Below are 19,950 nucleotides of genomic sequence, written 5' to 3'. Positions count from 1 at the left end.
TATTACTGATTACGAAGCTGTTCAGCTATTTCAATAGAAACTTTAGCAACCTCAAATATTTCTTTAGCCGGAATAGGAGCAGCAGTACCATTTTTAATTGAATCTAAAAATAGCTGAGAGCAAAGAGCTTGTCCTTTATCTTGCTTCCATAAATTCATTTTTTTAAAATCTTTCCAACCAAAACCTTTTAACTTAACAAAGTTATCTAATTGTAATACTTTTCCAGCGGCAAAAACCTCTACTCGTTCCTTAGGAAAACTAGCAGCTCCATTAGCTAAATAGTGAATAGTGCCAAATGAACCATCAGCAAAACCTAGAATAATCGCAGCCTTATCTTCAGTTATTTCAACTGCGCTAGTATCTCCCATTCTACGAGCTTGAACCGATACAATTTCACTTCCTGATAAAAAAAGCATCAAATCAATAAAGTGACAAGCTTCACCAATAATTCGCCCCCCACCAATTTCATTATTTTGTGTCCAATGATCGCCAGGAATTGCACCTGCGTTCATAGTCATAATAAATGATTTTGGCTCTTTAATAGAAGTTAACAGCTGTTTCATTTTTTGAATTTGTGGAGAAAATCGTCGATTAAAACCAACCATTAATTTTGGCGGATTAGTTGAAGTTTGAGCTTCTTCATAAACTAATTTAACTTCAGCTAACTCCTCAAGATTAATTGCTAACGGCTTTTCAACAAAAACATTTTTATTCGCTTTTAACGCTTGGTTAACAAAGTAACTATGGCTATTATGTTGAGTAACAATTGCAACAGTATTAATTTTATCATTGTTAATCATTGCTAACGTGTCTGTAGTTGCCTCTACAAAGCCTGCCTTTTCACCATGAATAACACCATTCACACCACCAGAAGTAGAAATACTATAAAGTTGTGCACCTGCATTTTTAAAGGCAGGAATTAATACTCGAGAAGCATAATTACCAGCACCAACAAACCCAACAACAGGCTCTGATTTACTATATTCAGGTGTTTTATTCAGCTTAACTACACTTAGATGACGTTTTTGTGGCTCCGAATTAAATTGTAATAGAATACCCAAAGCTGTTTTATCTGTTGTTAATAACTCATATGCATCCGCTGATTTTTCAAACTCAAATCTATGTGTAATTAAAGGATTAACATCAAGTTGTCCACCTGACATCATATCTAAAATAGCTTCAAAATTACGCTGTTCTGTCCAACGAACAAATGCAATGGGATAATCATTGCCTTGTTCTTCATAATCAGAATCATAACGACCAGGACCATAAGAACATGAAACTTGAAAAGTTAGTTCTTTTTCATAAAAATCTGCACGACTTAACTCTAAACCAATGACCCCAACTAAGATAATACGTCCACGTTTACGACTCATTCGTGCGGCTTGTGTTACTGGGTCATTAGACTTAGTAGAAGCTGTAATTATTACACCATCAACACCAATACCACGACTAAATGCCATACCAACAGCAACCGGATCTTCACCTTTTCCTGGATTACAAATTTCTGCACCAAACTGCTTTGCTAGCTCAAGTTTTGAATCATCAAAATCAATAGCTAAAACCCGACAACCTTGAGCCCGCAACATTTGCACTGTTAACAAACCAATTAAGCCAACACCAGTTACAACAAAACATTCACCCATCGTAGGGTTAGCTAAACGTATACCTTGAAGACCAATACTTGCAACAACAGTAAAAGCGGCCTCTTCATCAGATACGTTTTCAGGAATCTTTGCACATAAATTTTTTGCTACACGTACCACATCAGCATGGGGTCCATTTGAAACTACACGATCACCCACTTTAAAATTATCAGTATTTTTACCTACAGAATTAACAATACCAACATTACAGTAACCTAATGGTAAAGGCTGTGCTAATTTACTTTTAACTGTATCAATAGTCGTCATCAAGCCATCAGTTTGCACTTTCTCAAGCACCATTTTAACTTTATCTGGTTGTTGACGGGCTTTATCAATAAAATTAGCTTTACCAAAATCAACTAACATACGCTCTGTTCCTGCAGAAATAAGCGTCATGCTAGTATCGATAAGTAAATGCCCAATAGAAGCTTTTGGAGATGGTGCTTCAACAATACTAGAGCCACCTTTTGCCATATCTTGTAATACTTGTTTCATTAATTTCACCTAAGAGTTCGATTTGTAAGATCGTAAATAACTGTAGATAAATCATTTTCTTTACTACCTACATTATAAGAATATAATATATTAGATTTTTCTGAATTTGATGGAAACATCACACTACCGAATTGAAACAATCGATAAGGCCAAATATCTTTATTAATAGAAGTTATAATTGATATTTTTTTTGATTTTTTGTTATAAATAATAATATCAGACTTATTTTCAAGAATACCTGGAGCTGGTTTATTATCTAGCAATCTAGCTATTTTACCTATCTTCTTCTCTGATGGTTCCGTCGATGTCGAAAAAACAAAATAGTCTTTTAATTCTGTCCCATATATACATGACCCATTAATATCAACTAATTGTTCTGATACCCATCCAGCACCTACTTGTTTCATCATACGGATACTATTAGTTTTTATTTGCGAATCAGTAGCATATAATATTCCATCCTCTAATGGAAAGGCTACACAAGCTCTATAATTCTGATTATCTGTCAAAATAGGAGATACATTCTTAAAGTTATCTTCAGCTTTATATATGCTAGCTGAATGTTCAAAATCACCAGCTAAAATCCAAATACAGTTCCTATATATATCAGGGATCAATGCATGTATATGATTTATTTCTCCTTTCACAAAAGAGTAAGTATTAATCCATTTACCATTAGAATTACGAACATAAATATTTACAGGATCTCGATCATGATTTCCAAAATACTCTCCAAAGCAAACTACGTCTGTAAAACCATCTATATTTTTAATAATAGAGAATTGTAGAGGTCCTCTACCAACAGTAAAATTAAACTCTTTAACTAAGACTCGGCTAACAATATCATATCTAAATAATTTTTTATCATATACAAAAAAATAATTGAGCTCAGCCTTTATTGCAGCTCCAACTCCAGATCTAAACATCCGATAAAACAATCTACTTTTATTTGTAATTAAATTTAATTTAGATTTAGGGAATGTAAATAAAAGTTCTTCACTTAAATTATTAAAACATGAAAAAACTTTATTTCCTCTAGCATAAATCAGTTTATCTCCATCAAAAAATAACGGCTTACAATTTTTCAAAAATAAGGTTCCTTTCATAATGAAGTACCAAAATAAGGATAGCCAGAATTGTTATTTTTATTCAAAAATTCAATTAAATCTTTCCCTTTAACAACTTCAACAGTAACTCCATCAATTTTAGTTGAATGCATTATCCCTGAATTAATTAAATCTTTGCATAAAGTTCTTTCAGCGAAATGTAATGCTCCCCACTTAGGTTGTCTTTCTCTTAAAGTAATATCTTGTTGGAATTCACCATCCTTGATAATAAATCTTTTTTCTCTGTACCAATTACTAATCGGCCAATCTTTATCAAGTCTATCTTCAGCAACATGAATAGCAGTTAAACTATGTGTTAAATCAGTGCCTAAAGATATAATAATCGCATCATGATCAATACATTTAGACCAAGAGGATTCATAACCACAAGGTAATGGACTTAATCCAGAAAGATTATCATTCATTAAAGTAGTAGCTAACGGCCCCATTGCAACCATCGTATTAATTGGATGCCTACTTCGTATAGAGTTTTTATTTCGATGTAAGTAAGCAGGTAATAAGCCAGTTTTAATCGGTGATTTTTTAACATCATACTCATAGATATAATCAGTATTATTTTTTATTAAATATTCTTTTTTTTCTTCTTTTTGTTTAAACTTTGGCATTGCAGGCATTGCGATTGTACCGGTATCCCCAATTAATGAACATAACTCATTAATAATTTCGGTCGGAGATAGCCCTGTACTTTTTAACGGTGAAAAAGCCGAATGAACAAGGATCAAACTTCCATCACTTACACCTGAACGATATAAAAAATTTTTAATTTCATTGAAATTCACAGGATTTTCATTTATAGAATTCTTAATGCTTTTTTTTGTCACAGTTGATAAATGTTTCACATTATTCCAATATATTTTCCGCCCCAAAACCTCTATATAAGGAGATATTGCAAATATTTTTCTAATTAAAGTATCATTAGCCATTACTATTCCTAATAATTAAACAAACTTTCAATTACGGTTCTAAAAAAACATCAAGAAATTCATCATAATCGATTTCAGATACTACTTTTTGTTGAATAGGTAAAGTACCAGACATTTTTCTAAATTTTATATAATAGTTAATTTCACTATACACTGTTTCAAAATCATCAACTGCAACTAAATTGGATCCAGGATATCTTTCACAAACATCTGTTGTTATAACATTTATACCTTTGCTAATTGCTTCTGCAACTATCAAACCAAAACTATCGACTGAATTCAATCGTAAATATATATCTGTTGCTGATAAGACTCTATTAAATTCTTTTTCATTTAGATGAGTAAATATAGTATAAGATGGAAGCGTTGATGCTAAAGAAATAATTTCACTTTGCAATCCCTCATAATCAAATCCATATAAACATATATCTAAGTGAAATATTTTACCAGCTTTAGATAGTCTAGAAAATATATATATACTTTCTTTCAATCTATAAATTGATATTGGAAAACCTGATATTAAAAATCTAACCTTCTCATTACCAATAACGTTATTTTTATTTTTATTTTCATTTTCATCAGGAATGTAAGGGCTGATTTTGTATAACCTTTTTGCTCCCAAACTTTCATAAAAAGACTTCTGTTTTTCAGACAAATAGCCAATAGCATTGAATTTATCGAGTGCTTTGAAAACCAAATGTTTAAATAACGGATTTAAACTATTATATTTATTTTCTTGTTCACCATTATGAAGAATTAGCCCCCATTTAGATATTTTTCTTTTTGGTATGAAAAATAATAATAGTAAAGAGTTTATCGTTGAAAAATTAAATAAGAATATACCATTATTTAATAAGTTTATTTTTAAAAATGAAACAAAACGCCTTAAAACCCCTCCTGATAAAAATATGCTATTGACTCCATTTGGTACCTTTTTTTTTTTGATGGGTATAAGTCCACAACTATTAGGTTTTTATTTTTATATTTTTTTGCAAAGTTAAAGGTAAATGTAGTTACTCCTCCAACCTCTTTATCTGCAGGAAAACGACCAAAAAAAAATAATTTCAAAATTAACAAACTCCACGTTTTTTCAAAATAGCTTTATGTTCTAAAATGCTTTTATCTGTAAATCTTTTTTTTATTACTTTACAAGGATTACCTGCAGCAATACAGTACTCTGGTATATCTTTTGTAACAATAGAACCTGCACCTATAATACACCCACTACCTATAGTAACACCTGATAGAATAATAGTATTAGCCCCAATCCAAACATCATCATTTATGATTACATTTTTATCAATATGAACTTCTGACTTATGATTTTCATTCATACGATATCCAATAACATCATATATATGATTTCCACCATATATTTGTACGTTAGGTCCAAACATAACATCGTTACCAATTATTATATATCCCCTATCAGAGCTAAACCATGCTTTTGGTGCAATGAATACATTTTTACCTAATTTAATAGTTCTATAAGAAAAATGTGACCTGATAGGATAAAAATTAACATTTTCCCCACAAGATAAAAAAAAACTCTTATATATATTAATTAAAATACTTCTTAAGATTTTATATATAAACATCACTTTCCTTATATCATATAGGATAAACAGTTGGATATAATAGAGGTGCCAGTAATAAAAATATAGATAATATCATTACGGCCTTAATTCGATTAAAATAGCAAATAAGTACTAACGGAATAAGTAAAGCCAATGAGGTGTAATCTGAGAATCTCGACAACCTTCCTGACAAATGTGGATTAGAAAAAAAAGCCACATTAATAGCTAAACCAAAAGCTGTAATTAATAGAAATAAAAAACACAAACGCCAAGCAATGTTTATATCAATATTAAAAACTTCGGATAATTTAATATATCGTTTATAAAGCAACAAGCTAAATATAGGAAAAATAATAATAGATAGTATTGATGTCAATCTAAAACCTGTATTATTAGATGTCAAATAATGTAATTTACCAGTTGCAACTTCAGCACTAGGAAGAAAAGATAGTAATGACGATATATTTGGTAAAATAATACTTATAGATTTCAAAACAACAACAAAAGACAATGACACTAGAATATAAAATAAAATAAATCTATTCTTAACGTATGGTATCGCCCCTAAATTAAAATACCCAGCAAAAAATAATATAAAAGAAATTGCCAAATATTGTGAGTGTAACATTCCTCCAGCAAAAAATAAAATACCAGAAAATATTTTTTTATCTCTTAATAAACAAAAAAAACCAGCCAATATTAAAATATACGATAATGAAGATCGAGGAGAAGCATAAAATATTGTCGGTATTATTACAGGTAATGTCATCAACCAAAATAAATGATTAATAATACAAGATTTTTTATTGAACGGCGTAAAAATATAGTATATTGAAAAACAAAATATAAAATTTACAGCTAAAAACCCACTATAATTAATATCAGTAATTACTTTTATAAATGCACTATAAATCTTATAAAAAGGCTCAGCAGTTAGACTAGAAAACGTATAAAAATATGGATATGTGGCTATTTGTCTTGCAGTTTCATAATCAGCTTTATAATGTTCATAATCTGCACCATTCGATTGAATACAATATAGAACAATGGGAACATTCAAAAATAACAATATCAATCCGAGTCGCGTATTAAATATTGCAATAAAAAAAATGACTAAACATATTATATAGTATGTAAAAATATTTACTTCAATCATGCTAGGAATACATCCTATTTTAGTGAGCGATTTAAATTACAAACTATTTTTTCAACACCTAAATATATTGAGGATTTTATCTCATTTAAATACGACATTTGATCTATATCCATAGCAAAAAGAACAGCATTATCTAATTTAAACTTATTTTTTGATAAAACTATTTTATTTACTATCTTTTTATCTTTATAAAATTCATCAAACATAGAAGAAACTTTATCATCCCACATAAATCCAATAGAAGGAATACCATATGTAAGTGCAAATATAATACTATGCATACGACAACCAATAAAAACACCAACATCAGAATAAATATCTGCTAATTCTTGAGGTGATGATTTTGCATCTTCGATTTTGATTAAAATATTTTTATTTATTAATTTTACACTGTTTTTCAATTTAACAGCAGCTATACTGTCTTGAGGGAAAGCTGTGTTAATTATTTTTATTGGCATATTTAACTTTTCAGATATTTCACATAACTGTTTTGCAAATTCCAATATCTCACTTTGACTGAAATAATTAGCTATTATATTAACACCAATATATTTTGAACTTTTATTTCTTGCCACGGAGATATCACTTAAGGTAAAAACAGGGTCTGCAATTTTTTTGACTTTTTCATTATTGTCAAAATATTCATATGACACTTCATCTCTAACAAAAATAGAATCTGATAATTTAATCAAAGATTTAATAAGTTTCTTTTCTTCAAATTCAAATGGTCCAGCACCACAAAATACTAAATTTTTACTTATATTATCTGGTGTGCTTTTTAGCATTCTAACTACCCTATAAGCATAATCACATCCTTTATTTGACATTAATATATTCCCACCACCAAAAATAACCCCATCAACACCATCTAATGAAGAAATATATTTTTTAGATGAACTACTTAATTCAAATTTTGTTTTTTTTATTTGGTAAAACAACCAAGGCAATCTATTTTGTAAAAAAAAAGAAGCAGACATTCTTAAGTTGTCTTTAATATTTCTTTCCTCAAATGAATTTACATCTCTCATCAAAAAATCACGAGATTCAATTATTATACCATGCCTTAAAAAAAGGTTTTCAATACATTTAGAGATCATTAAATCACCTATATTATTACCATAAATAGGTGAGTATTTAACTATTTTCATTTTCTATCTTCCTTACGATGGCAATTGACAATAACATATAAAATATAGCACCTAGAATATTAACAACTATAATGTAATCATTATATCCAAACCCCAAAAAAATAATCATCATACCTATTAATATTCGTGTAAATAAATTTACAATTTCAAACTTCATATATTGTTTGTTATTCTTATAGACTGTCATCAAACTAATAAATGGAGAACACCCAACAACGGCAACTAACCATATCGAAATATAGATTGAGAACTCATTAATTTTTAACCATTTTGGATCAACATTTAAATACTCAAGAATGCCAAAATTTAAACTTAACAATACTGCTAGATAAATTAACGTTGAAATTAAGAATATAAAAATTGACAATTTGTATACTTTTTTAATTTGTATTTTTATGTCAAAACCACTTAAGTAACTAGTGAATGTTTGACGTACCGCACTAGAAACAACCCTACAGGGAATAACAAGTATTTTTGATGCTAAACTATATACACCCGCAATATTCGTTCCACCAATATAATTGATAATAATTAGTACCAAAGAAACAGATAGTGAATTAATTATATTTTGCCCTGTCGCGTAATATGTAATATCTTTATTATATCTTACTTCTTTAATTGCATCAGAAAATTTAACTTTAAAGCATCCTCGAATATCACGCTCAAATATTAGTATAATAATTAAGGCACTAAATGGTGCTAATACAGAACCATAAACTAAAGCATCCGTTCTTAAACTTGTCATAGACAAAATCAATTGAAAAACACCAATTGCTGATGATTGATAAAATAATAAAAGACTAGCTATACCTATTTTATCAGCTCGAATATAAAATGCTGTCGCTAATTGTATAACAACATATGAAAACACATATACATTTGACAGTAAATATATCTTAAATAAATCATCCACTCCAATCATCTTATAATAAATGACAGAAAGTGCGGCACCAACAATGCTTACATATAATGCAAATATTATTGACAACCTAAACATTCGTGTTAAATCTTGCTTATTTGCAGAAACTATAACTAAGTCCATTTTAAAATTAGCGAAGACAACAACAATAGTTAGTGGAACCAAAAATAATGAAAACTCTCCATACTCCATAGGTGAAAATATATTAATAATAAAAGGATAGAGTAATATATTAACAATTACTCCGCCTCCACTACTTGATATCACTTTCAAAAGAAGCCGATACATTATTAGCTTATTATTCCTTTCGTATCAATAACAATTCCTGATCTTATAGATATATCTTTAAATTCTTTATGATCAACAAGCATTACTTGAATATCCGCTTCAACCAAAGCTAATTCAATATCAACTAATTCAACACTTGTTAATTTTTTAGGGATCTCTTGGATATTAGGCTCAATCGCGATAGTACGACCGGCATGCATTTCAGCAATTTTCTGAGTAATACCCATAGCTGGACTTTCACGTAAATCATCAATATCAGGTTTAAATGCTAATCCATAACAAGCTATCGTTATTTCACGGGCTGTTTTGTCTGGATTGGCTTGTAAAAAATCAGCAATCGCTAACTTAACTTTATTCACTACCCACTCTGGCTTACTGTCATTCACTAAACGTGCTGTATGAATAATTTTTGCTTCTTCCGGTGTTTTTGACACAATAAACCAAGGATCAACAGCAATACAATGTCCGCCAACACCAGGACCTGGTTGAAGAATATTTACTCGAGGGTGACGATTTGCAAGGGCAATTAATTCCCAAACATTAATATCTAACTTGTCACAGATAATAGATAGCTCATTCGCAAAAGCAATTTGTACATCACGAGAACTATTTTCTGTTAATTTTGCCATTTCTGCAGTGCGTGCATTAGTAATAACACACTCACCTTCAACAAATGTTTTATACAATTCAACTGAACGCTCTGAACAACGCGCTGACATACCACCAATAACGCGGTCGTTTTGTACTAACTCACAAATAACTTTACCTGGCAATACTCGCTCAGGGCAATGCGCAAGGTTTACATCAGCACTTTCACCCACTTGTTGTGGAAATGACAAGTCTGGACGTTGAATCGCTAACCATTCAGCCATTTGCTCTGTTGTACCTACAGGTGATGTAGACTCCAGAATAACTAAATCACCTTTTTTTAATACTGGTGAAATAGCTTTAATCGCTGATTCGATATAACTTAAATCAGGCTCAGGTACATCACCATCATTACAAGGTTTAAACGGTGTTGGTACTGCAATTAAAAACGCATCTGCCGGCTCTGGTGTTAATACCGCTTTTAAATAACCTTCCGTTACCGCTGCACTAACCACCATATCAAGCTCAGGCTCAACAATGTGAATTTTACCCGCATTAATGGTCTCAACCGCTTTGGGGCAAACATCAACACCAATAACGTTTTTCTTACGTGATGCAAACATTGCTGCCGTCGGTAAACCGATATAACCAAGACCAATAACCGAGATTCTTTCGAATGACATTTTTATATCCTTATTTAGTTCTTTTTATTTCGCTAAATTATCTAAAATTCTTTGACACGCTTGACCATCACCATAAGGGTTATGTGCTTTACTCATCGCATGGTAAATATCATCATTCGTCAGTAGTTCATCTAAGCTTGAAGTAATAACATTAATATCCGTACCGACTAATTTAACGGTGCCAGCAGCAACAGCTTCAGGTCGTTCAGTTGTATCTCGCATTACTAATACAGGTTTACCTAATGACGGTGCTTCTTCTTGAATACCACCCGAGTCGGTTAAAATAATATGAGAGCGGCTCATTAGATAAATAAAGGGTAAATATTGCTGAGGCTCAATTAAGAAAATATTATCGATACCTGCCAAAATACGATTAACAGGCTCACGGACATTGGGATTTAAATGCATCGGATAAATAATTTGCGTTTCAGGATGTTTTTTTGCCGTGATCGCTAATGCTTCACAAATACGCTCAAAACCACCACCAAAACTTTCACGTCGATGACCCGTCACTAATATTAATTTTTTATTCTCATCTATGAATGGAAATAAAGATGCTAATGTTGCATTTAGATCGGCATCATTCTCTATCTTATCTTTGATCATCAGCAAGGCATCTATCACAGTATTTCCGGTGACATAGATATCGTCAGCTGAAAAATTTTCTTTTAATAAATTTTCTTTTGACGTCTCTGTCGGTGCAAAATGATAGTTAGATAATGTTCCAGTTAAGCGTCGATTGGCTTCTTCTGGCCACGGCGAATAAATATTACCCGTTCGTAATCCTGCTTCCACATGACCAACCGCAATCTGCTCATAATATGCCGCTAAGCTTGCCGCAAATGTGGTTGCTGTATCACCATGAACCAATACCACATCGGGTTTAAATTCTTCTAATACTGGCTTTAGTTTTAATAGAATCCCTGCGGTCACATCATTTAATGTCTGCCCCGCTTTCATTAAATTCAAATCATAATCTGGCGTTATTTCAAATAACTCTAATACTTGATCTAACATTTCACGATGTTGTGCTGTCACACAAACCTTAGCGTCAAAGCGTTCATCGTTTGCTAATGCATGCACTAAAGGCGCCATTTTTATTGCTTCTGGACGCGTACCAAAAACGGTTAACACACGTTTTTTTTCCATGATTAATTCCATTTGAATTGTTTTTTATATGAAAGAGAAATGCAATTGATTGAATATTTTCATCAGGCCAACTCAGTGTTTTTAGGGACCTGAGACACAAAACCTGAAATTTGAGCCATAAAAAAGCACTAGCCGTCACAGCTAATGCTTTGTTATGAAACAAGTTTAATTGTTATTTAAGGTGTTGAGGGAATAGGTCCTACGACTGAAGCCTAAGACCGTATTTCTTTATAATTAAAACGCTTAATAATTACTTACTGTCATAACTGTAATTATAGTAACCATAATTTCCGCCGTAGGTACTGCTTGCTTTACGAACAATGGCGTTAAGAATAAAGCCTTTCACTTCAATGCCATTTTGTTCAAAGCGTTGTTTAGCAACCTCAATTTCTTTAACGGTATTTTGCTCAAATCGCCCTACTAATAATGTGGTTCCTACATGGGCACCCACAATCGCAGCATCAGTTACCGCTAATATAGGGGGAGTATCTACAATCACCATATCGTAATGCTGTCCTGCCCACTCGATTAATGCTTTAAAACGCGGATGCATTAACAACTCTGACGGGTTTGGTGGTGTGTCACCACGAGGTATAAATTCTAAGCCATTCACACCTGTTTCACGGACAATACTGCCAAAATCTTGTTTGCCACATAAGTAATCAGATAAACCAGGTTTATTATCTGTACATAATTGTGTTTCCATGCGACCTTTTCGCATATCAGCATCAATCACTAATACTTTTTGACCCGCTTTTGCAATCACTGATGCTAGGTTTACAGATACAAACGATTTACCAATGCCAGGACTAGGGCCTGATACCATTAGCACATTATTTTTTGCTTCCATCATCGCAAAGTGCAAGCTTGTACGTAAGCTACGCAGCGCTTCAACTGATAGATCCGCTGGGTTATAAACACTTAACAAGGTTTGCTCTACTGTTAAGTTTTTACCTTTTTGTTTTTTCAGTAGCTCGGTTTGTGAGTCAGATAAAGGAATTGAAGCATAAACAGGTAAGCCAATTCCTTCAATTTGATCTGGCGTTTCAACCCCTTTATGGAACGCTGCACGAAGTAAAGCAATCGCAACCGACAGCATGCCACCTATCAGTGTTGTAAGAACAACAATTAAGGCTTTTTTCGGTTTCACTGCCTGTGAATAGCTTTGCGCTGAATCTAAAATGCGCACATTACCCACAGTACTGGCTTTTACAATGCTTAGCTCTTGGACTTTGTTTAGCAATTCAACATAAATTTGCTGATTCACTTCAACGTTACGGGTTAAACGTAAAATTTCTTGCTGTGTTTTCGGCAGTTTCTCTACACGTTTATTTAAACGTGCTTTTTCTGATAACAAGGTTTTGCGCTTATCTAATAAAGCAATATATGCTGGGTGCTCTTTCGTAAATCGCTGTGAAATATCACTTTCTTTAAAGGTTAGTTCATTTAACTGTGATTCAACATTCACCATCACTTCTAATGCGGATTTTGCTTCTAAATTAAGATCAACTGACTCGTTTAATTGACGATAGTGATTAAGTTTGTCTTCTGCATTATTTAATTGGCTTTTAATTTCAGGTAAATGTTTTTTAAGAAACACTAAACTTTTTTCAGCTTCGGCAGAATTACGTTCTACATTTTGTAAAAAGTAATTCTGACTGATATCATTTAAAATATCTTTTATTTTAGTACGATTCTCACCCGTCATTGAAAGCTGAAGAATACCTGTTTGCTTCCCTCGCTCGCTCACTGACAAACCACGCTGTAAACCTTGAATTGCATCCAGTCGACTAATTTTACTTAAGGTAAATGTCGCATCATTCTTTGCATTCAGGTCGGTGACTAATAAGCTAATACCTTTATTTTCAGCCAGTTTACCGACTTGCCCTTTTAGTACTTCTCGGCCATCTGCATTCCCTAACGTGTAATCACTGTCTTTACTGTTAGTAACAGTTAGCACATAACCACTTTGTAGGGCTGAATCAGGTAATAGGAATCGAGAAACGGCGATCGATTCGCTATCTCCAGCAAGTCTTGCTAAGCCTTTTCCAATAACGGGCATGTAATTAGGTGTGGCAACAATCGTTAAATTCAGTTTATCGACTGTTTCGCCTAATACCATACGAGACTTAATAATTTCGATTTCAGTAGTGGCGGTTGATTCAGAAGAGAAAAGATCAGCCATGTCACCACCAAGGGCTGGCATACCAGTACTCTTCTGCTCGACTTGAATTAGAGCATCGGCTTTATAAATTGGTGTTGCGAGTAGCGCATAAGCAATACCAATAAAAGTAAAAAGTAAGGTGATAACAATAATATTCCAACGGTTATCAACTAATATGCCAAATAGCTTACCAAGATCTATTTCATCACTCTGATTAGGTGTCGCTTTGTTCGTTAAATTTTGAGCTAAACTCATGAATCATTTTCCATTCGAGTCAATATAGGTTTATTTAACTGCTTTCTTTAAATTCGACGTTTTATCTATTTCAAATCGACAAAACGATTAACACCTTCAGTTAAGCTATTAAACCCGGTAATAGTAGGCAATAATTGTTTAATAACACGATTCCAACGCGTAATTGGCGCAGCGGTGACGTAAACAATATCGTAAGGTTTTAAATCAAATTCAGTACCTATCACCAATGCTGTCGCATCTTTAATGTTTAATTGATAAATATCTGCGATAGGATCATTAGGCTTCGTTGTTTCTTTTGAGCGAATAACAAATACCCCAGTCGCATCAGCTTCTAGTTCGTTAATACCACCAACATTACTAAGTGCTTCTGTTAAGCTCATACCAGCACGATCAATTTTTAATAACTGCGGCTTATTTACTTCGCCCATCACAAAGACTTTTTGTGCATCATCTCGAGGAATATGCACAATATCACCATCTTGTAGTAACCTATTTTGAGTTAAATCACCACGTTGCATTAATGCGTATAAGGAAACTTGTTGATCTTTACCATTTCGCGTCAAGGTTACATTACGCCAATCAGAATCTTTCGCTAAACCACCCGATTTATTCACTGCATCAAGCAGTGTTAACGGAATATTAGTTATTGCTTGCGGTCCAGGATTCTTTACTTCGCCCGTGATATAGGTTTTTTTAGATCGGAAAGAAGCAACATTTACATCAACTTGTGGCGCTTCAATATAAGCGGCTAATCGACGGGCAATTTCCTTACGTACTTGAGTAACGGTTTTGCCTGCAACTTTTACTTTACCAATATAAGGATAAAAGATAGTACCATCAGCATGTACCCAGTTACCTGCTTCACTCGCACTTCGATAAGAGCCCGCTGGTATGGTTAGTTCAGGATGATCCCAAATAGTGACATTTAAAATATCTCCTGGACCAATATGATATTCATAATGCTTTAATTCATTTTCAAGTGTGCTATTGGTTCGCGCTGAAATTGGAGTAAGTTTATATTGGCTTACCGTTGTAGCGGTTAATGGATAGACATTTATATTATCTAACGCAGTATCTTCAGAGCTAGTTGCGATCACTTGTTTATTATCAATATTGATATTCGAACCTGGAATACTACATCCAGTTAGCAATAAGGTAACTGAAACTGTAGATATGATTTTTCTTGATAACGTCATGGTTAGCTCACAGCGAAGAGTGAATAAAAACAGAAATGTCTAATTTAACCAACAAAAAAGTAAGCTACCGCCCTAAGGTTACAGCCCCTCATTTGCTTTAAAGTAAGATAGGTAGAGGCAGTTAAATGCCACCAATCTAATATGAATTTTTTCGCATGATAATGCATTAACACACCTATATACTCTATCAATTTATTAAAACTAGTTGCAGATCGCAGTTTTTTACAGCAAAAACATAAAAACATACCTAACATATTGACAATAAACAAAATAAAATATGTTTTATTTTTGTTTCAAAGATATTAAATACTATTCATCACTGTGATGCTGTTATCACTTTTTAGTAAAACAACTGACACAGCAAAAAAATACATTCCCCAGCATATGCAACAAAATATATACTCCTCGTTTAATATTCAAATATCTATTAACCTTTATTTAAAATACGGTGGCAATAATGAACAAAGTCATTTTAATGATTCCTCTTGCTCTAGCTGTATCTAATTCCGTACAAGCATCAACCGATAATCCTTGGTACGTTGGTGCTCGTGTAGGTGCAAGCCACATTACTAACATGGATAATGCTGTTACTTCTGTAACTGAATTAGAAGATACTAATTTTGCCGGTGGTGTGTTCGCGGGCTACCAAGTCACACCTTGGTTTGCTTTAGAAACAGGTTACACCCATTTAGGCAATGCTAAGCTCGATAACGGACAAGGCAGCTACGAAGCGCAAGGTGCTGACCTTGTTACTAAGTTTTCTTATGCTATTTCAGATAGCGTTGACATCTTCGCTAAAGCGGGTGCTTTTTATTACGACTGGAATGCAATTGGTTCTGGTGTAACCAATAGCGACAATGGTTGGTCGCCTACAGCAGGTGCAGGCCTTGAGTATTTCATTAATAAAAATGTTTCTACCCGTTTGGAGTACCAATACTACAACGATGTTGCCGGCCCTGATATCCACTTTGCAGGTTTAGGTTTAGCTTTTCATTGGGGCGCGCCAGCACCTGTTGTTATTGAAGAACCCGTTTATGTTGATCAAGTTACTGTCGCTACGCTTGAAGAGCTTAAACTTACCGTCCCTTTCGCTTTTGATAGCAGCACCATCACAACTGGTGATGCCGCAAAACTTGCACCTTTTGAGCAACGCCTAAAAGAACAAGATGCTGCAAAAATTTATGTTGTTGGTCATACCGATAGCCGTGGTTCTGAAGCTTATAACCAAACGTTATCTGTTAAACGTGCCGAAGCGGTTGCAGATGCACTTCGTCAACATCTAAATATGGATAACACACGCATTGTTGCTCAAGGTCGTGGTGAATCTGACCCTGTTGCATCAAATCAAACCGAAGAAGGTCGTGCACAGAACCGTCGTGTCGACATTATCTCACCATCACTTGATATTGAAACGATAACGCAAGTTATTGCTGAATAATCCCATTACTCATTTATTTAAATGTATCGCTTCATAAATAAGGAATAGATATGAAGATCAAATTATTATCGACAATCATTGCAAGCTTAGTTATTGCTGGTTGTGGTAGTGACAATGACAACAGTGTTACACCTGAAGTTAAATCAAAAAAAATTCAAGCTTTTGATGGTGCAGTTTGGGGGATTGAAGGGTCTTTCAAGTGTGAAGGTGAAGATACCGTACTCGTTGGCACAACTGATTTTGATGGCAACATCGAAACTCAAAATGAAACTTTTATTAACTCTCCAGAAAAATGCTCAGTGACTTTCTCACCTCAAGCTAATAATCCTAACTATAAAGCTATTGATATTTCAAACGGTAAAGACTTATCAAGCGTTACTTATAAAATCCCACAAGGACTACTTGAGTCAGGTAAGAAGGCTACTGCTTCTCCTATTTCGACGTTAATTGCGAATGAATTAGGTGAAGATAATATTTATGATGAAGCAACAGCACAAACAATCTTTGCTTCATTAGGACTAAGTGATGTTGTTAATAATGGCATTTGCGATAGTTTTAGTACTTACCTACAAGATGTTGAATCTGCAATTAGCAAACTTAACAATGATGAAAATAAAGCTCTTCATAAAAAAGTACTTGCGACAACCGTTGCTGTTTCTGATGTTCAAGCACTTTACCCTGACGCTTCACCATCCGAAATAGCTCAAGTAAGTAAAAACCAAGCCGCTATTATTCTTCATCAATATCCTAACTTTGATGCAGCAACACCAATTGCAATAACAGCAGACACATTACCACCAGCTACATTTGATGCTCAAAAAACAGAAGATATAACAAAAGAAGATATAGAGTCGGCTCCATCTATTCCAGTGCTTGACGTTAAGCCACCAACAAGGCCAGAAGACCCAACTAAACCACCAACAGGTGGTACTGGTGGTAGTGATGGCGATAACCCTAACGGTTAAACCTCTATCAATATTAATTAATTAATACCTAAAAAGGCATCGCATTTACGATGCCTTTCGTCGTTTCTATTAATCTATACACGGATGTCTTTCATGCGTTTACCGTTTAATTTTCCTTATTCATTACTCACACTTTCTCTATCCGCTTTTTTTTCAAGCCATATCGCTATAGCGAAAAGTGTTGATAACCTACCATCAAGCCAAAGCTATACTGGCTTGATGTTTACTCCTAACGCACAAGTTATTGACACTGGTGACTTTAATTTATCTTTTCATCAAGGTGTTCCTTATCAAAACAGTATTGCAAAGCTTGATGATTGGTTTTTTGCAGCTGGTATATTTAAAGGTTTAGAAGCTGGCGGGCGAATTGTTACTCGAGACTATGACAGTAACTGTTATACCGACGGTTGCGGTATTCGAGATCTATCAGCATCCCTAAAATACCAGCTCCCTTTTATTTATGATTATACAGGGGTACATCTTGCGGTCGGTGCGCAAGATATTGGTGGAGAAGCAAATAACTTTGATACCAAATATATTGTTGCAGATACCACCTTTGACACCTTAAATCTTCGATTAAGCGCTGGTTATGGTCAATCAAGTCTCGCCTCAGGCATTATGAATGGTCCTTTTGGTGGCGCTGAATGGCAACCTTTATCCTTTTTACAAATAACAGGAGAATATGATGCTGCCGAATTTAATGCCAACGCAAAACTTTTTACGCCAGAAAACCTGCTTCCCTATGGCGTACAACTAAGCCTTGATTATGAGCTTTATACTGGCCACAAAAATAGTGATCAAACCGTGTGGGGGATCAACGCTGCCGTGCCTTTACTTGGTTACAACAACAATGTCCGTAAAGATTTATCGAATACTCAAGCAATTGATTTACAAAAAACGGTCGACCAACAATTAGCCCAGAATCAAAACAGCAGCTTACAACGTTTAATTACAGCCTTACGAAATGATGGATTCATTAATCTTCAAATAGGTAAACATCAAGATAATCTAGTTATCGCACTAGAAAATAGACGTTATAACCACAATCCAATGGATGGTGTAGGTGTTGCACTTGGAATTATTGCTGAACACGCAGGCAGTGACACATTTTCTGATTTTTCAAAAATGGCTAAATTAGGCAAAAATGATACCCAACAAAATGTTGAGCTCATTATGCTAACTAACGGTATTCCTATGTTTACTGTAAATACAGAAATGACCTGTTATCGTGATTTCTTAAAAAATGGCTCTTCATGTCAATCGCTGACTTTTAATAGTTACAATGCAAAAACAGCATTTAACAATACCACATGGCTGATCAATAAAATCAATAATGGTTTTGGTCGCAGCCAAGTCATCATTTCTCCAGAACTTGCTCATCGAACAGCAACAGAATACGGCTTTTTTGATTACTCGTTAGCATTGGTGACTAACCTGTATACCCCTTTATGGCAAGGTGCTGCTATTGATATTCGCCATACCTTACCGGTTGCCGAAAGTGATGATTTTAAAGAGGGCGAAATTTGGGGTAATTCAGCTTACGATAACGAAATCAATCGTCTATTCCTCCATCAAGCATTTAAATTACCACAAAATATTATGACCCAATTCACTGCTGGTTATATGTATGGTGACTATTGGGGAGGGATGAATGAAACAAATTGGATATCACCTAATGGTTTTCATGATCTTGGCTTTAAAGTGAGTCAATTCCGTCCAGAAGATGAATATAAAAACGGTAAACACACATCAGATAAAGGTGTACGTTTAGCAAAATATCAGTTTTCTTATCCTGATTGGAATTGGCAATTAGAGTTACAAGGTGGTGAGTTTTGGAAAGGTGATCGAGGCATTAAAGCAACCTCTAGCCACTGGTTAGGTGATACACGTTTAAGTGCGAGTTACCTAACCTCAAAAGCTCAAGGAGCAAATCAATATGAAGATTTCTTAACCTTAAGTATTTCATTACCTTTAACACCATGGCGTGATATGAATCCAGGATATCTTCAAGTTAGAGGTATTGACCAATTTACCTACTCATTACAGACGCGTGTTGGTAATGAAGATGGGCACAATAACTTAAATACAGGACTTGGCGGTTCTAATGATATTCAACATAATTTAGCTCGACAATATCAAGGACAAAGCCGTTTAACGAGTGCTTACTTCAAAGCGAATACACAACGTTTACGCAATGCTTATATTCGTTATGTTTCTATCACTCAGTAACAAT

15 protein-coding genes are annotated in these 19,950 nt (G+C 33.8%); 3 read left to right on the top strand and 12 right to left on the bottom strand.

Annotation, left to right across the window (positions count from 1 at the left end; all coding sequences use genetic code 11):
• Positions 1–2: 2 nt before the first annotated feature.
• The 12 genes from I3259_RS12210 to I3259_RS12155 all read right to left on the bottom strand — a co-directional run bounded on the left by I3259_RS12210 (position 3) and on the right by I3259_RS12155 (position 15,314).
• Positions 3–2,141: a bi-domain-containing oxidoreductase gene (locus tag I3259_RS12210; protein WP_238029882.1), complete on the bottom strand. Its 2,139-nt coding sequence runs from the start codon at positions 2,139–2,141 to the stop codon at positions 3–5.
• 5 nt (positions 2,142–2,146) lie between these two features.
• Positions 2,147–3,247 (bottom strand): hypothetical protein, encoded by a 1,101-nt coding sequence (locus I3259_RS12205; RefSeq protein ID WP_238029881.1) that lies wholly within the window; start codon positions 3,245–3,247, stop codon positions 2,147–2,149.
• Entirely contained in the window at positions 3,244–4,191 is a 948-nt protein-coding gene (locus I3259_RS12200) for an AAC(3) family N-acetyltransferase (protein ID WP_238029880.1), read from the bottom strand. The genes I3259_RS12205 and I3259_RS12200 overlap by 4 nt, the downstream gene beginning before the upstream one ends.
• Positions 4,192–4,222: 31 nt before the next feature.
• Positions 4,223–4,846: a glycosyltransferase gene (locus tag I3259_RS12195; RefSeq protein WP_238029879.1), complete on the bottom strand. Its 624-nt coding sequence runs from the start codon at positions 4,844–4,846 to the stop codon at positions 4,223–4,225.
• A 415-nt stretch (positions 4,847–5,261) separates the two neighbouring features.
• Positions 5,262–5,789, bottom strand: a complete 528-nt coding sequence (locus I3259_RS20280) for a DapH/DapD/GlmU-related protein (protein WP_275949792.1) — start codon at positions 5,787–5,789, stop codon at positions 5,262–5,264.
• A 13-nt stretch (positions 5,790–5,802) separates the two neighbouring features.
• Entirely contained in the window at positions 5,803–6,924 is a 1,122-nt protein-coding gene (locus I3259_RS12185) for an EpsG family protein (protein ID WP_238029878.1), read from the bottom strand.
• A 14-nt stretch (positions 6,925–6,938) separates the two neighbouring features.
• A complete protein-coding gene (locus I3259_RS12180) occupies positions 6,939–8,072 on the bottom strand; it encodes a polysaccharide pyruvyl transferase family protein (RefSeq protein ID WP_238029877.1) in 1,134 nt (377 codons plus the stop codon).
• Positions 8,059–9,279 carry an oligosaccharide flippase family protein gene (locus I3259_RS12175; protein ID WP_238029876.1) on the bottom strand — a complete coding sequence of 407 codons (1,221 nt, stop codon included), beginning with the start codon at positions 9,277–9,279 and terminating at the stop codon, positions 8,059–8,061. Before I3259_RS12175 ends, I3259_RS12180 begins: the two co-directional genes overlap by 14 nt.
• Positions 9,280–9,281: 2 nt before the next feature.
• Positions 9,282–10,550 carry a UDP-N-acetyl-D-mannosamine dehydrogenase gene (wecC, locus tag I3259_RS12170; RefSeq protein ID WP_238029875.1) on the bottom strand — a complete coding sequence of 423 codons (1,269 nt, stop codon included), beginning with the start codon at positions 10,548–10,550 and terminating at the stop codon, positions 9,282–9,284.
• A gap of 24 nt (positions 10,551–10,574) precedes the next feature.
• Positions 10,575–11,699, bottom strand: coding sequence for a UDP-N-acetylglucosamine 2-epimerase (non-hydrolyzing) (gene wecB, locus I3259_RS12165; protein ID WP_238029874.1), 1,125 nt, complete (start codon positions 11,697–11,699; stop codon positions 10,575–10,577).
• Positions 11,700–11,949: 250 nt separating this feature from the next.
• On the bottom strand, positions 11,950–14,118 hold the full coding sequence (locus tag I3259_RS12160) for a polysaccharide biosynthesis tyrosine autokinase (RefSeq protein WP_238029873.1): 2,169 nt from the start codon (positions 14,116–14,118) through the stop codon (positions 11,950–11,952).
• Positions 14,119–14,183: 65 nt separating this feature from the next.
• A complete protein-coding gene (locus tag I3259_RS12155; protein ID WP_238029872.1) occupies positions 14,184–15,314 on the bottom strand; it encodes a polysaccharide export protein in 1,131 nt (376 codons plus the stop codon).
• Positions 15,315–15,771: 457 nt separating this feature from the next.
• Here I3259_RS12155 and I3259_RS12150 point away from each other — a divergent pair, with 457 nt between their 5' ends.
• From I3259_RS12150 to I3259_RS12140, 3 genes are all read left to right on the top strand, one after another.
• A complete protein-coding gene (locus I3259_RS12150; protein ID WP_238029871.1) occupies positions 15,772–16,752 on the top strand; it encodes an OmpA family protein in 981 nt (326 codons plus the stop codon).
• Positions 16,753–16,802: 50 nt separating this feature from the next.
• Positions 16,803–17,717 carry a hypothetical protein gene (locus I3259_RS12145; RefSeq protein ID WP_238029870.1) on the top strand — a complete coding sequence of 305 codons (915 nt, stop codon included), beginning with the start codon at positions 16,803–16,805 and terminating at the stop codon, positions 17,715–17,717.
• Positions 17,718–17,810: 93 nt separating this feature from the next.
• Positions 17,811–19,946, top strand: a complete 2,136-nt coding sequence (locus I3259_RS12140) for a YjbH domain-containing protein (protein ID WP_238029869.1) — start codon at positions 17,811–17,813, stop codon at positions 19,944–19,946.
• Positions 19,947–19,950 lie beyond the last annotated feature (4 nt).

The sequence above is a fragment of the Photobacterium sp. Ph5 genome, from assembly GCF_022129445.1.
In the GTDB taxonomy this organism is placed as follows: Bacteria; Pseudomonadota; Gammaproteobacteria; order Enterobacterales; family Vibrionaceae; genus Photobacterium.
Note: the sequence above shows the minus strand (reverse complement) of the source record. Positions and strands in the feature narration are given on the sequence as shown.